The sequence below is a fragment of the Brucella pecoris genome, from assembly GCF_006376675.1.
Lineage (GTDB): Bacteria > Pseudomonadota > Alphaproteobacteria > Rhizobiales > Rhizobiaceae > Brucella > Brucella pecoris.
Genome location: NZ_VEWK01000004.1, coordinates 1 through 13,374 on the forward strand (window position 1 = coordinate 1; position 13,374 = coordinate 13,374).

Genomic DNA, 13,374 nt, shown 5'->3' on the forward strand with positions numbered 1-13,374 from the left:
CCTGTTCTCGGCATCTAAGCCGAAGTCAGGCAGAAATTCCACTTATCTCCGCTGTCCAGATTTCCCGAACCACCTCTATGCTTATAAACTTTGTGGGTATATAAGGGTTTGGGCGTCATGGTTCTAAGGCGTAGTATTTTCGCAAGCGCGGCAGTTTTTCCGTTGCTATTCTCTCACGGCGCATTGGCCGCTCAAGCGACCGGATCCGGGACAGGATTTTTGATTGCGAAAGAAGGCTGGGTAGTCACGAACGCTCATGTCGTTGATGGCTGCGATTACGTTGAGGTGTCATCATTTGGCAAAGCTGCTGAGATTCAGTCTGACAAACAAAATGACCTTGCAGTTCTTCGCCTTCCGACAGTGCCAGCCGATATCCAACCCCTAAAACTCAGGAACGCTCAGCCTAAGCTTGGCGAAGACGTCGCTGCATTAGGTTATCCTCTCGCAAAACTCCTGTCTGACAGCATCAAAATCACAATGGGCAATATCAATTCGCTCATAGGATTGGAAAACGATACGCGCTATCTGCAAATATCTACGCCAATCCAGCCAGGCAATTCTGGCGGTCCGCTGGTCGATAGAAGCGGGTTTCTTCTGGGAATTAACTCAGCAAAATTGGACGATAGCTATGCTATTAAGACAAGCGGAAGCATCCCGCAGAACGTCAACTTTGCAATAAAAAGCAATATTCTTGAGCTATTCCTTCAGTCTAGAAGCATTAACTTCACAAAAGAAGATGCTGCTGCTTCCGAGTTGTCTTCTGCTGATCTAGCCGAGAAGGTTTCGAAATCTGTTTTCCAAATCGTCTGTTATTCGAATGAATTGCCAAAGGCTGTAGCCTCTGCGCCGCCTCCACCACCGCCAGCCGTGGAACAGCAAACGCCATCACCTACATATCGAGATACAAGCTCATCGCGTCTTAACAGCCTTGCTGCCGAATACGTAAAGCTTCTGATTAGCAGCAATAGCGATGGCCGTACTGCTCTAAGCGTGGCGAATGATGCGTATGCAAACTACGTTGATTATTTTGGAAAAACCACAACACACCGCGAAGTTTTGGCTGACAAGAAGCGATACTACGACCGTTGGCCGATACGGACTAGCCAAGTTCGAGACTACACCGTTGAAGTGTTCTGCGAGAATAATAAATGCGCCGTTACCGGTGAGTATGACTGGTTTGTAAGCAGCCCTAAGCGCAATAAAAAGGCAGCGGGCACTGCATCATTTTACTACGTGCTAGATATGCAAGGCGGCATAAAAGTCATTTCCGAGGGTGGTAAGGCAAGAAAATAACTCGCATTTTCTCCTAACAGTATTCACGAGGCAGTCATGAAATATGATGTAACGACGGATAACTCTGAATGGACAGACCGCGATATTATCGTAACGTTGTTCAGCGATGGCACTGCTTGCCCGCGCAACAAGGATGTTTACCTAAATCACAAACGCACTTCGGTCAGCGAAGCCATCAAGAACGCAGAAACGTGGCTTGCTCAGGAAGCTCACCAATATGAACGAATTATCATTCATCTTATGGACGGTGCCGAGCTTGCAGAAGACTTAATATGAGTTCGAAAGCGGCTGTATTCCTTCCGCCTTGCTTTCCGATTTCAGGATGCACTGATAGGCGACCAGCGGGCACGGAAATGAGGATTGATAAGAATACAAGGACAGTATGTCCATACTTAGCGAACCTAGTCGAGGGGTAATATGGTTCACTCAACAATCAAGCTGGCGTTATCGGCGCTTATCGCAGTTGCGTTGAATAATCATTCAATGGCAGCAACATTTGAAACACAGCAATCCGTCAAACATGGGGCTTGGACCACCAGCCTTTTCAAGAATTTAAACGGGAACAGGCTATTCTGTGCTGCTGAAACCAGCGATGGTAATACGATTTTTAGAATAAATCGCTACAAAGACACCAGTGATACCTTTCTCGAACTTTACAACGCCGACTGGACCATGATGGAAGGGAACGTAAAATTCTCGATAGATTTCGACGTTAAAAATGAAAACTATAAAGCTGAAATCGCTGGCAAGTCGTGGGGCGATAGTTACACTCACGATTTCACAGATGTTAAAAATTACGAGCTAATACTCGGTCTGCTTTCGACGTCCAAATCATTTGATGTGCAGAACTCAAACGGCTCAGTTATCGGCAGGTTCAGTGGTTCTGGATCTCTTGAAGCGCTTCAAGCCTATAATGCGTGCTTAAATTAGAACTTAGAGCATTGATGGATTGGCTTGATTGCAAATCGCCAAACACAATCCATCTATTGCGGAAAAAATCCTCACCTAATTGCTGGCTGCATATTTCTTAAAAGGCTGCCGCCAGCTTTTTCTACGCCGCTTTGAACCTGTTTTGCGTCTGTAGCTCCCATAAAGTTGTTTTCAACTTTTAGGTTCATATTGGCCGTTGAGTTGTTTGCGACATTGCCCGGCATTAGCGGCGAAGTAGGTTGCACACCTGCTGGAGCGAAAGGCCCGTCAACCATTGGCAGGCCTCCTTCTGGCAATGAGGACAGACGGTCTGCAATAAATGCTTCCTGCTCCTCGCGCTTCTTTCTGCTTTCCGCCGTTCTCCTCTTCTCACCTTCCTTGAGAGCCGACGCGAGGAATGGCGCGCCGCCCCAATGTGCACGCGTGCCTCCTCCGATATGCATCGTGTAAGGCCCCATGTAATTTTTGCCTGACCCCATACCGAGACCGGTTGCTCCGCCCGCAACACTATCAGCCATAAAATTCTCTATGCGCTTTGCATCTCTTGGCTTACGAATATCCAGTTTTTGCCCTGTCTCCAAGTCAATCAGCTGTACATCTGCGGCGCCTAATCGCCCGCCGCCAACGTCATGCCTTGTCGAGCCTTTGCGCCGGGTAGAGGTGCCTATAATTGGTTGGCCGCCAGAAGTTACGTTAACTTTCACTCCATTTCTCTTAGCGGCGTTATCCAAAATTCCACGCAGTTCGTTTGTTATTGGCAGATTGCGAGTTCCGCTTTGGTTTTCTGAAACCAACTGTGCGTCTTTCCTGCTCAAGCCCTTTGTGCGCAGATTTTCGTCGTAAGGTTCTTCTTTACCGACGCTTCGATAGCCCCAGTTAAGCCCACGTCTGACGATTTTGCCGAACCAGTTCTGGCTGACCTGTTCGTCATGCCATTCCTTGGCGTCCCCGGCATCGATATGTTTCTGCAAAGAATCGTAATCGATATTGTCGTTCAAAGCCTTGTGGGTTTCGTAGGCGATATAAGCTGCAAGGCCCACCATACCCAGTCGAATACGCCCGAAGGTCGCAAGGATCGATGCAGCCCAGTTTGTCGCCATGTAGGTAGCAAAAGCACCCATGGCTATTTGCAGCCCGCCGATACTGCCGTCTTCATCACCTGCGAGTTTCTTGAACCACCCCGAAATTGTTTCGAGTGCCTTCGTGACAGATTGGATTGTCGGCTCCCATTTACTCCAATCAACCAGCCCCACGTCGCCAGTTTCTTTCCATCGTTGATAATCGTCATAAAGAATGGCCATCGCAGCAGCGAGCGAGAGGATTATACCAATTGGAGATGAACCGAACGCCTTATTGAAGGCCCACACCGCCGCCGCAACGCCGCCGACTGTATTGGCTAGATTTTTCGATTTCGGATCAAGCTTGTCATACCATTCCATCGCTCGGGAAACAAAAGCGCCAATTCGGTCCGATAGCCTGAGAATAAACTCCGCGACTTGCGACACCGACTTTGTGATGGCGTCAAAGTTCTTATCTATCCAGTTCTTGAACTTCTCGATAATCGGCCCCGCTTTTGCTATTAGAGCCTGATGTATCTTTTGGCCGAGAATATGAAATGACAGGCCCAGACTGCGAACCTTGACCATGAGCGCCTGACTATCGCCTGCAAGCTTGTCCTCATTCACACCGGCCTTTTTGACCAGCTTCTGATATTCGTCGTAATAGCGCCCGCCATCACGGATCATGGCCTGTAGTGTGTTGTCGTCAATGCCGATGAAATTTGCCTGCACTTTGGCGTTGGCATAAGGCATGCTGGCAAACTTTTTAGCCAAGACGCCCATAACGGCAGGAATGTTCGATGCATCCGCCTCACTGCCGATCAGCTTTTGAATATAGCTCTTTCCACCCGGCAAACGGCGTATGAAGTCCGCAATGCCTTCCATGGCTTGTTGCGCGCCTTCTGCGCTTCCGCCAACCTGAGACATAGCATAGCCGACAGCCTTGATATCGCTGACAGCCGCGCCGAGGCGCTTCGACTGGTAATAGCTTTGCTCCATGCCTTGAGCCATCTTAACGACAGCACCGGTCACGGCGGCGGCAGCCGCTTCAATGGCAATACCCAGCTTAACTGCATTCTCAGCCGTTTTCTTCAAGCTGTCATTGAATGTCTGTTCGCTCGACTTGTTGACCTGATAGCCAAGAGAAATGAGAAAATCACGGATTGTCGTAGCGGTCATTTCGCCCTCGCTACATTCTCGGACCCTTGAGCCGGTAAGACTGCCGCCCGTATCAGCCCCGAAAGAGAAGTCCCCTTCTTTCGAGCCAATTCTTTCAAGGTTTTCTTTTCTTCGGAAAATACCCGAATGAGGATATGGTCCGGCATTGCAACATCAGCACGCATTTGCTGTCTCCTTTCGTTAATACGATTGTATCACGGAAGGGGTAGAGTATCGTAAAAAAGCTATTTAATATCAGTGGCTTGCTTTATATCAGGCTGCATCATCGTCTATCATGTTCCGTCAAATTCCGATGAAGATTAGGCGTGCGACAATCTGTCCGTTCGGTATAATTATCCGGCTGGAAGAATGCGCAACCTTTTTTTTCCGATAGAGCCTTTCGTCAGCTTGGCGAATAACGTCCTTGAATGTCTGCTTAGGCTTGCAAACGATATTCCCTATCGAAACCGACAAGGCGGCTCCGTCAGTCTGGACGGCTTCTTTGAAATTCGTTCCCGCTGTTTCACTGATGTGTTTGGAGAAAGCGAGCATATTGTCCTGAGAAACGCCTGGGACGAATGCGCAGAACTCATCACCTCCGATCCGAGCAAGAAGGCTGTCATCCGGCAAAACGGCTTCCAATGCTCTCGCGGCAGAAATCACCGCTTCGTCTCCTGCAAGATGGCCGAAATTGTCATTAATCATTTTCAGATAATCAATGTCTGCTAAAAGAAACCACCCCCGCACACCTAACTCCATTGCGCGTTCGAATTGCTCGATAAAGCTGCGTCTGTTCAAGACGCCGGTTAAAGGATCTGTACTAGCCGTTCGCGCAAGTTCATTAGCTCGTCTCATCAAAACGCGATACGCAGTTTCAAGGCGCTCAAGCTTGCTGAACCATATCAAAGCTATTGGAATAGCGATTAAAAACGGCAGCACTAAACGAACAACAATGGTGATGGTGTCAGAATGCACACCCAAGACAAAGCGAATGCCAGTTGAAATCGAGATTGAAACAATAGCGGCTATGATCGATACCGCCGCTGTCCGTTTTAATACTCTTCGGGAAGGCAAGGGCACGATGCATCCTTATTAAACTATCCGCTGAGGACAAACTACGAGATAGCATTCACCCTCTAATAATCACACTGCCACAGCTTTACAACTTGAGACGACTATCTTGCTGGCTCTTGCCTTGGCCGCTGCGCGTTCACCTTCGGTTGCGCCACCAGTGACCAGCGCATAAACCTTGCGAAACCGTTCAATGTCGAAATTGGACGCAGTGTGAATATTCATGTGCCCTCGCCTCAATCCGCACGAAGCGGCACAAGTTCAATGCGTGTAATGGTTTGAACAGGCTGTTCTGCATGGCCTGAAATCTGCAACGGCAGCACCTTGCCAAGCAGTCCCATAAAAGCGACTGGATTCTCTTCTGCCTGCTTTGTCAGATATGAAACCAGCCCATCTTCACCCGACTTATTGCCAGCATCCGCCGCTGCGGTCAGGATTGCATCTTTCAGCAAAGCCGTGGTTTTATTCATTGCACCTTTCGGCCTGCCCTTGCCTGCCGCTGGTGGGAGACGTTTCTCAATGGCGTTCATTATTGCGCCCTCGCTCTGATGAGATTGCTTTCTGTAATTGCGCGGACAGCCTCGACCGCTGATAGCCCAAACTGTTCGCGAAGGTATGGAATGACAGGGCGCGGCTTTGCTGCGTTTGGTGTGGTTGCCAGCCAGAGAGCGGCGCGTTTAACTGGATCGGTCATTTGAATCCTCCGAGCTATCGACGGGATAAGCCCATCCGCGTTTGTCAAATTTGATCCGGCCTTGTCTGTGTAGTTCGTCCTGAACCTGTCCGGCGCGCGTACCGCCCCAGCCGAGCACCCGCATCGCCATGCCATAAGACAAGGGGCCATATTCTTTCAGGGCTTCCAGATAGCGTTCCGGGTCGCCTCGCTGTGGCTTAAGGTGACGAGACCATTCTGCAGGAGGTATTGGCCTCCAACGTTTTATCCCCCGACTAGCTTTGAGGTGCGCGATAACCGCAGCTTTATCGGAAGCAATTTGCGCTTTCACATCATCGGTAATCTTGCCGTTTGAATTTCTCCAGCGTATGCGCTCACCATCAGTCGAGAACTCAACGCCTTCACTTGTCAGGGCTTTAATCAGATCAATCGCGCTCATCACAATTCCCCATCAAAAAGAGGGTTCAGCGTCTGGGCGTGACGGTTACAACCGTCACCGCCATTATAACCGTCACAGAGATTATTGTTTTCTTTCATATGGTTAGCTGTATGTGTGACGGTTGTGACGCCTGTGACGGTTATTTCAGGTCCGTCAGAGAGATAGCGTGTGAAAGCGTCAGCGAAGTCCGATTGCGCATAAAACCGCTGCGTTCTGTCCCGGCGCGGCTTGACGCCATACTCTTTCAACTTCTTCGCAATGCCCTGAGTTGAGATGCCTTGTCCGCGTCTCCATTCCGACCATGGGCTTTCCTCCATGGCGCAAAGAGCTTCTTGAAGTTCGACGCTGCCGATATGATCAACGCGCTTGCTTTCAAATATTTCTGCGATGTCGCGAAGCAGGATGACGCCGATTGATTGCGAATCTTCATCTGACTGACTGGCTGAACCGACCAGCGCCGCACGAATAGCTTTCGGCCAGTCTCCGCCTGCCGCGTCTGCAATGGCACATATCGCCCTGGAGTTATCCTGCGCGCGGTCGTTCAATTCGTCCGGTACCGATGGATCGCTGTCACGGAGTGTCTGTTCATGGTCAGCAGCCCAACGCGCCGCCTTCTGACGAAGATGACGAAACTCATTGATGCGGTCAGCACGGAAGCGCTCGACCTTTTCGCCTTCCTGCTTTCTGCGAAGGTGAACGACCAGCGCCCTATCTTCCAGCGTGTCCGGCAGCTTTCCAATCATCGCAATGCATTTGGGTGCCCAGACGCGAAACTGGCGCGGCTCATGGTCATCACCAACCGAGCGCCACACATAAGCACTGAGCCGATTATGCCCGCCATTGAGAACGCCACGCAGTTCGTCATTTGCTTCAAGGAATGTGTCTGCCTCATCGATCAGGACAGTGGGCCGATATTTCTCAATAACGCGAAACAGGACTGACGTGCTGATGTTCACCGCGTGCATGGCCTTCGGCACAAGCGCACTCATGACTGACAGGGCTGTAGTCTTCCCGCATCGCTTTTCAGGTGAGACGAACGCAAGGACAGGGGAAATGTCAGCCGTATCATGTGACCATGCATGCAGCGCCCAGACAGCCATTAAAGGCGCGCTATGCTCCGGCAGAACTGAAAACCTTAGAATGGTCGCCTGTATCTCAGACAGCAGCTCTGCGCCTTCCACCGGATCAGCCCAAGGGTCCATATCTTCAAATGGCTCGCCGCCTTCTTCCTCTGGAGCCTTTGGACGCAATGCGCTGACAAACTCGTCCAATTTGGACACGCGAAGGCAAAGGGCTTTCGCTACTTCTTCACGGCACTGCTCATATTCCAGTTCAGACAGCTTCGACAGTTCGGCAATCTTTGCCTCTGCCTGCGACTGACTGAAAGGAAACTCCTGCGCTTCTAAAGAAATATCGTCAGGCTTGGCGTGACTATTCATGCCGCCGCCCCCTTCATCAAAAGAATGTCGTTCCAGTCGTGACCGTCTGGGGCAGGCAACAGGCTGACCTTTCGGCCTTCTGCCGTGGCGCGTGTGGCTAAAGCTTTGCCAGCTTCCCGGCCCGCTGCATCTCCATCCGTGGCAACTGTCAGCAATGCCGGACTATCCGGCAATGAGAGAGATTTCATTCCACTGGTTGATAATGCGGCCCATACGGACACAGAACCGCGCACAAGCCCTGACAGAAGCGACAGGCCGGTTTCTATTCCTTCGCATACAATCAGCTTGTCATTACCTTGAGACAGCCGCACCGCGCCGCCTGCTACAGTTCCGAGCATTGCCTTTGCTGGTTCAATCTGGGCTTTGCCGAGACCATCAGCACGCAGATAAGTGCGATGAACCGCAAGCCGTGTAGCACCCTCGACCAGCGCAACCAGCGCAGGAAAACGATTGCGTGAAGGGTGCCAGCAATCAGGATGAAAGCGCAGACTGTCTGCATGCTCGCAGGTGATGCCGCGATGCCTGAGATATGTTTCCGCTATCGTGCCACGAATAGGGCGAGCATCACGCCAGCAAGAAAGTGCCAACGCTTCCTTGCGTTCGGCTTCCTCAATCTCGGATTGTCTGATGCGCTCCAAATCGGCAGCAGAAGGTGGGGAATAGTTGCCCTCGCCCTCAACCAGTCCAAGCCCTTTGAGGCTATCGAGAATGTGCGTGAACTCACAACCGGAATGGCAGCGCAGTAACAGCCTGCCGTCCGTTCCATCTGACAGGCTCAAGCTTGGGCGCTTGTCACCATGTGCCGGACAGCGCGCAACACCATACCGGCCATGCCAGTGACCACCCAGAGCGCGGGTAATCTCTCTGGCTTTCTTCATTCTGCTGCCTCCGCATCCAGTTCAGGACAGGAAACCTCCGAGCGCAGAACATAGCGGGCATGCGTGCCGCTGAATGGGCCGGTATGTTCTTCATGCACTGTTTCGATATTGACGCCGAAGCTGCGCAGCTTGAACACATAGGCCGACCAGCGCGGAACCGGGTTGTCGATAGGTGTGCAGCCAGCGTCACCAGCATTGATAAGGTTTTCCAGCGCCCAACGGTCACGGCCTTTCACGCGAATTGAAAAAGGCTCTGCCCCGCGATTGATCACGCGATAAATCCGAGAACCCCAGAGAGAATTTTTAGAAGTCATCTGCCTATCCTTTGGAATTGCACCAAAGAACGGGAAGGGCTATTGTCGTTGAGAGAGTTCAATAAGCCCTTCGGCCCCGTCCTTGTCTGGCGGGGTCGTTTTTTATGCGGCGTGGCGTTTGGCTTTGGCGTCTTCGATTGCTGCGTTGATTTCCGACTGCGCCCAGCGGGAAAGACTACCCATCTTGATAGGCTTCGGCAGCGTACCGTCAGCGATGCGACGGTAAAATGTTGGAATGCTCACCTGAAGGATTTTTGCACCTTCACGGGCAGTCAAAAGTGGGTCTGTGATTTGCATGCTTCATCCTCGAAATCAGTTGATACGAGGTGAAAGGTGCTGGAACAAACCAACAACAAATAGTCTACCAGAATTAAAAAGCGTATCGATACGGTGTCATGATTTCGCCTTTCGCCTGCCGGGACGCTTCATCGTGGGATCAATTTCAGAGGCTGCGGACCAATGTTTACCGAACTGACGCTCCGACCAATTAGGATAAAGCATCAGCCTGATTTCCTGCTTGGAAAGAAGTGGGTTATCCCTATAGGCGTCAAGAATAGCCATTTTGGGGGGCAAAAGATTGCCTTGATCGCGGCTACTCACGTCCGGCAATACTTGTTCGATCATTTTTTGCCACGCAACTGGGGCGAGAAGACGACAGCCATCAAACGGCGATAATACTTTCAATATCGAACGTAACGAACCATCTTCTAAACAATTAAGAGCCGCCGCCATCCTTCCCCAGTCCTCCGGATCGTCAATTATGTTCAATATTTTGAGTTTGGTTCGTTCGCCCATCAGAGCGTCCATGGACGCCAAGAAACTGTAGGCTCTATCTAGATCAACGGCGCAAGTTCCCCAATTTATCAGGGGGATAGCACCGTAAACACGAAGGACAGCCATCAACACGTTGCTAGACCCATCGTCAAAGATACGGCATTTGGAAAAAGCTGAGTGCCAATAATCTAAACGCAATGAGTCCCATCCGAAAACCATTTCGTCACGGCTAACTAATCCGCTTTCCACCACCTGCATCCGAGGCGCACTGAACTCTTGGCAAGGAGTAAACTTTTGTCTTGGTCTCGTAATTATCGCCGGATAACTACAAACCCGGCCATCTTTCGACAGTATGTAAACGCACTGCTCCTTGTTGATACGCTGAAATAAATCATAAATTACGTACTTGGCAGCAACCGCTGCCGTCCAAGTTGGTAACACCCCGTGCTTCAAGTCGTCCGCTGTCAGGTTCAGAGCTGCTGGCAATCTAATCCTAATCGAGAACTCAATCTGTTTATAAATCTCCAGCAGCGGAACGTAATTTTTGTCCTCTATCAATTTCAGCCCCCAAACATCTTAACAACATTGTCATTCACTTCGGAAATGAACCCCGCCCATCGCTCCATCAAAACGCGCCGCTGTTCCAAGAAATCAGTGCGTCGATAGGAGCGCTCGACCTTACCGCCCACCGTATGAGCGAGAATGGTTTCAGCAATGTCATGAGGTGTGGTTGTAGTTTCAGCAATCCAGTCCCGTAAGCTGGAGCGGAAACCATGAGGGCGATAATCCATCCCGGCGCGTTCCATGTATGCCGCCATCGTCATGTCGCTGATAACGCCTTTGCGAATGCTTGGAAAAAGGAAACCGTCACGCGCATGTCGGCGCGCCTGTTCGATTACGATCAAGGCTTCCTGTGAAAGCGGGACGCGAAAATCTGATGTTTTCCCCTCCTCGCCTTTCATGGCGTCACCGGGAATCGTCCAAACATCGCCTTCGATCTGGCTTTCGTGAATGAAACGCAATGGCCCAGACCGAACGCCAGTCAGGATAAGCAGGCGCATCGCAAGGTGCGTCACGCTGCCATCCTTCAATGATGCGTAAAAGGCTGAAACCTCCTGCCACGGCATAGCCGGGATATGCTTGACTGCATGGCGTTGTTTACCAAGAAGCGCACGGGCCTTTTCCGTGGCCTGCAAATCCACATCCAGACCGAGGGCAGCGGCATGTCTCATGCAGATGGCTAGGCGACCAAGAGCCTTTTCTGCTGTTGCTGCCTTTGAATGCCAGATTGGGGAAAGGGTTTCGCGAATATCGTTCTGATGGATTTCTGCAACTGGAACCTTGCCGAGCTTTGGCAACACATGAAGCTCAAGCGGACTGAACCAGCGCCCATTCTCGCCATCGCCCTTCAACTCTGCCTTTCGGCTTTCAAAGGCCGCCTTCGCTATGTCTTCCAACAAATGAAGGTTGCGGGCAGCTTCGCGTCTGTGGCGTTCACGCTCATTGATCGGGTCAATATTCTGCCGAACAAGGCCACGCCATTTTTCCGCATCTTCGCGCGCTGCCTTCAATGAAACGATGGGATAGGAGCCAAGGCCCATTTCCCGCTTGCGCCCATGAAGGGTAAAAATGAAAATCCACTTTCCAGCACCTTCCGATTTCTTCTGCAGGTATAGTCCGGCACCATCGCAATATTTGCCCGCCTTCATCTTGGCGACAGCCAGCGCACTCAATCGGTTCACCGCGCCCATGCATATCGCCCTTCCCGCGCTTGATGGTCATAACGCCGATTTCTCAGCCCCTACCACGGCCCCTATCTCTGCTTGCGCTTCGGTGAGATTTAACGATAAGCCATGATATTGAACGTAACAAGAACACGCCTATTGTTCAATGGGCTTGATATACAATGATAAAAGGTGATTTACAATGTAATTTCAATTAGTTGCAGACCACCCGCACCAATCGTCCCACCACAAGTTTTCTCGTCACGCCGCTTCAAGCGCCTGCGCCAGATCGGCAATCAGATCATCGGGATGCTCGATGCCGATGGAAAGCCGGATTGTTGATTCCAGCACGCCAATACGTTCTCTCACGTCGACGGGAACGCCCGAATGGGTCATCGCGGCAGGATGGCTCGCAAGCGATTCCGTTCCGCCGAGACTGACCGCAAGTTTCAATATCTGAAGCGCATTCAGGAAGCGGAAAGCCGCCGCCTGCCCACCCTTGATATCGAACGAGAAAGTCGATCCCGCACCGCTGCATTGGCGCTTGAACAGCGCACCAACGTCCGAGTTCTCATCCTCAAATGGGAGATAGTGCAATTTCTCCACCTTCGGATGATCGCGCAGGAATTCCGCAATTGCCTGGGCATTGTTGTTGGCGCGCTCCATGCGCAGTCCGAGCGTTTCAAGCGAGCGTCCCAGCATCCAGCATGAATGCGGATCAAGTTGTGTACCGATGGCGCCGCGCAATGCCTTGACCTGCTTTACGACAGTTTTTTGACCCAGTACCGCCCCGGCGATCAGATCCGAATGCCCGCCGACATATTTGGTCAGCGAATAGACCGAAAGATCGGCACCATGGTCGAGCGGCTTCTGGTAAACCGGACCAAGCAAAGTGTTGTCGCAGGCAATGATCGGACGGTGCCCCTGCTTTTGTTCGATTTTTTCCGCGACACGCCGGATGGCTGCGATATCGACAATGCTGTTGGTGGGATTGGCAGGCGTCTCGATCAGGATCACCGAAACGCGCCCCTTGCGAACAGCCTCTTCCGCTGCCTGTTCTATCGAGGCTTCGTGCACGCCGTCGGCGAAGGCGACCGCTTCGACGCCGAAATTGAGAAATGTCTTGGCAAGGAGGGTTTCCGTGCCGCCGTAGAGCGGTTGCGAATGTAGGATGACATCGCCAGGGCGCGCGAAAACGAACAGCGTCGTGGCAATTGCCGACATGCCGGAAGAAAACAACGCACAACTCTCGGTGCCTTCATAGACGGCGAGGCGATCTTCAACGATCTCGCTGTTGGGGTGATTGAAGCGGGAGTAGACGAGACCGGCGCCCACACCGGCGGGCGGCTCTTTGCGACCGGAAACAAAATCAAAAAAATCACGCCCGTCTTCTGCGGTCTTGAAAACGAAAGTCGAAGTCAGAAATACCGGTGGTTTGACCGCTCCTTCGGAGAGTTCGGGGTCGTAGCCGTAATTGAGCATCTGCGTTTCGGGATGAAGCGGATGATTGCCCAACATGGTCTTTGAAGGCCGTGGCGCAGTCATGAATACCTCCTTGAGAAAAATCCTCCCGCCCGTATTCGGACAGGAGGAGCTTAACAGAGGTCTTCGAGAATCTTCTTG

At 51.5% G+C, this 13,374-nt stretch carries 16 protein-coding genes and 1 pseudogene; 3 read left to right on the top strand and 14 right to left on the bottom strand.

Features of this window, described 5'->3' with window-relative positions; genetic code table 11:
• Nucleotides 1-219: 219 nt before the first annotated feature.
• From FIB18_RS08900 to FIB18_RS08910, 3 genes are all read left to right on the top strand, one after another.
• Nucleotides 220-1,293, top strand: a complete 1,074-nt coding sequence (locus FIB18_RS08900) for a S1C family serine protease (RefSeq protein WP_158295702.1) — start codon at nt 220-222, stop codon at nt 1,291-1,293.
• A gap of 36 nt (nt 1,294-1,329) precedes the next feature.
• Complete coding sequence (locus FIB18_RS08905; protein ID WP_140020374.1) at nt 1,330-1,569, top strand: hypothetical protein; 240 nt, start codon at nt 1,330-1,332, stop codon at nt 1,567-1,569.
• 141 nt (nt 1,570-1,710) lie between these two features.
• The gene (locus FIB18_RS08910; RefSeq protein WP_140020375.1) at nt 1,711-2,223 is read left to right on the top strand and encodes a hypothetical protein; all 513 of its coding nucleotides are present in this window, start codon (nt 1,711-1,713) and stop codon (nt 2,221-2,223) included.
• 71 nt (nt 2,224-2,294) lie between these two features.
• Here FIB18_RS08910 and FIB18_RS08915 read toward each other — a convergent pair whose 3' ends face one another.
• From FIB18_RS08915 to FIB18_RS08975, 14 genes and pseudogenes are all read right to left on the bottom strand, one after another.
• Complete coding sequence (locus FIB18_RS08915; protein WP_140020376.1) at nt 2,295-4,460, bottom strand: phage tail tape measure protein; 2,166 nt, start codon at nt 4,458-4,460, stop codon at nt 2,295-2,297.
• On the bottom strand, nt 4,457-4,624 hold the full coding sequence (locus FIB18_RS08920) for a ribbon-helix-helix protein, CopG family (protein WP_140020377.1): 168 nt from the start codon (nt 4,622-4,624) through the stop codon (nt 4,457-4,459). Before FIB18_RS08920 ends, FIB18_RS08915 begins: the two co-directional genes overlap by 4 nt.
• Nucleotides 4,625-4,742: 118 nt before the next feature.
• Nucleotides 4,743-5,519 carry a GGDEF domain-containing protein gene (locus FIB18_RS08925; protein WP_140020378.1) on the bottom strand — a complete coding sequence of 259 codons (777 nt, stop codon included), beginning with the start codon at nt 5,517-5,519 and terminating at the stop codon, nt 4,743-4,745.
• A 96-nt stretch (nt 5,520-5,615) separates the two neighbouring features.
• A pseudogene (locus tag FIB18_RS08930) lies at nt 5,616-5,735 on the bottom strand (winged helix-turn-helix domain-containing protein); the annotation flags it as partial.
• 11 nt (nt 5,736-5,746) lie between these two features.
• The gene (locus FIB18_RS08935) at nt 5,747-6,040 is read right to left on the bottom strand and encodes a hypothetical protein (RefSeq protein ID WP_140020379.1); all 294 of its coding nucleotides are present in this window, start codon (nt 6,038-6,040) and stop codon (nt 5,747-5,749) included.
• Entirely contained in the window at nt 6,040-6,204 is a 165-nt protein-coding gene (locus tag FIB18_RS24975; protein ID WP_168436402.1) for a hypothetical protein, read from the bottom strand. The genes FIB18_RS08935 and FIB18_RS24975 overlap by 1 nt, the downstream gene beginning before the upstream one ends.
• Nucleotides 6,188-6,622, bottom strand: coding sequence for a TubC N-terminal docking domain-related protein (locus FIB18_RS25450; RefSeq protein WP_140020380.1), 435 nt, complete (start codon nt 6,620-6,622; stop codon nt 6,188-6,190). The genes FIB18_RS24975 and FIB18_RS25450 overlap by 17 nt, the downstream gene beginning before the upstream one ends.
• Nucleotides 6,622-8,061: a DUF3631 domain-containing protein gene (locus FIB18_RS08945; protein ID WP_140020381.1), complete on the bottom strand. Its 1,440-nt coding sequence runs from the start codon at nt 8,059-8,061 to the stop codon at nt 6,622-6,624. Before FIB18_RS08945 ends, FIB18_RS25450 begins: the two co-directional genes overlap by 1 nt.
• Nucleotides 8,058-8,939 (bottom strand): DUF7146 domain-containing protein, encoded by an 882-nt coding sequence (locus FIB18_RS08950; RefSeq protein WP_140020382.1) that lies wholly within the window; start codon nt 8,937-8,939, stop codon nt 8,058-8,060. Before FIB18_RS08950 ends, FIB18_RS08945 begins: the two co-directional genes overlap by 4 nt.
• Complete coding sequence (locus FIB18_RS08955) at nt 8,936-9,253, bottom strand: winged helix domain-containing protein (RefSeq protein ID WP_140020383.1); 318 nt, start codon at nt 9,251-9,253, stop codon at nt 8,936-8,938. Before FIB18_RS08955 ends, FIB18_RS08950 begins: the two co-directional genes overlap by 4 nt.
• 102 nt (nt 9,254-9,355) lie before the next feature.
• Nucleotides 9,356-9,550: a helix-turn-helix transcriptional regulator gene (locus FIB18_RS08960; protein WP_094509054.1), complete on the bottom strand. Its 195-nt coding sequence runs from the start codon at nt 9,548-9,550 to the stop codon at nt 9,356-9,358.
• 96 nt (nt 9,551-9,646) lie between these two features.
• Nucleotides 9,647-10,585, bottom strand: coding sequence for a hypothetical protein (locus FIB18_RS08965; RefSeq protein ID WP_140020384.1), 939 nt, complete (start codon nt 10,583-10,585; stop codon nt 9,647-9,649).
• A gap of 2 nt (nt 10,586-10,587) precedes the next feature.
• On the bottom strand, nt 10,588-11,778 hold the full coding sequence (locus FIB18_RS08970) for a tyrosine-type recombinase/integrase (protein WP_140020385.1): 1,191 nt from the start codon (nt 11,776-11,778) through the stop codon (nt 10,588-10,590).
• Nucleotides 11,779-12,012: 234 nt separating this feature from the next.
• Nucleotides 12,013-13,296 carry a cystathionine gamma-synthase family protein gene (locus FIB18_RS08975; RefSeq protein ID WP_140020386.1) on the bottom strand — a complete coding sequence of 428 codons (1,284 nt, stop codon included), beginning with the start codon at nt 13,294-13,296 and terminating at the stop codon, nt 12,013-12,015.
• Nucleotides 13,297-13,374: the final 78 nt, after the last annotated feature.

Bases quoted from the DNA above. Each gene is read 5' to 3' on its own strand.
- FIB18_RS08960 (WP_094509054.1), bottom strand. From the start codon at position 9,550: ATGCAAATCACAGACCCACTTTTGACTGCCCGTGAAGGTGCAAAAATC.
- FIB18_RS08920 (WP_140020377.1), bottom strand. From the start codon at position 4,624: ATGCGTGCTGATGTTGCAATGCCGGACCATATCCTCATTCGGGTATTT.
- FIB18_RS08945 (WP_140020381.1), bottom strand. From the start codon at position 8,061: ATGAATAGTCACGCCAAGCCTGACGATATTTCTTTAGAAGCGCAGGAG.
- FIB18_RS08955 (WP_140020383.1), bottom strand. From the start codon at position 9,253: ATGACTTCTAAAAATTCTCTCTGGGGTTCTCGGATTTATCGCGTGATC.
- FIB18_RS08970 (WP_140020385.1), bottom strand. From the start codon at position 11,778: ATGGGCGCGGTGAACCGATTGAGTGCGCTGGCTGTCGCCAAGATGAAG.
- FIB18_RS08910 (WP_140020375.1), top strand. From the start codon at position 1,711: ATGGTTCACTCAACAATCAAGCTGGCGTTATCGGCGCTTATCGCAGTT.
- FIB18_RS08915 (WP_140020376.1), bottom strand. From the start codon at position 4,460: ATGACCGCTACGACAATCCGTGATTTTCTCATTTCTCTTGGCTATCAG.
- FIB18_RS08935 (WP_140020379.1), bottom strand. From the start codon at position 6,040: ATGAACGCCATTGAGAAACGTCTCCCACCAGCGGCAGGCAAGGGCAGG.
- FIB18_RS24975 (WP_168436402.1), bottom strand. From the start codon at position 6,204: ATGACCGATCCAGTTAAACGCGCCGCTCTCTGGCTGGCAACCACACCA.
- FIB18_RS08950 (WP_140020382.1), bottom strand. From the start codon at position 8,939: ATGAAGAAAGCCAGAGAGATTACCCGCGCTCTGGGTGGTCACTGGCAT.
- FIB18_RS08975 (WP_140020386.1), bottom strand. From the start codon at position 13,296: ATGACTGCGCCACGGCCTTCAAAGACCATGTTGGGCAATCATCCGCTT.
- FIB18_RS25450 (WP_140020380.1), bottom strand. From the start codon at position 6,622: ATGAGCGCGATTGATCTGATTAAAGCCCTGACAAGTGAAGGCGTTGAG.
- FIB18_RS08905 (WP_140020374.1), top strand. From the start codon at position 1,330: ATGAAATATGATGTAACGACGGATAACTCTGAATGGACAGACCGCGAT.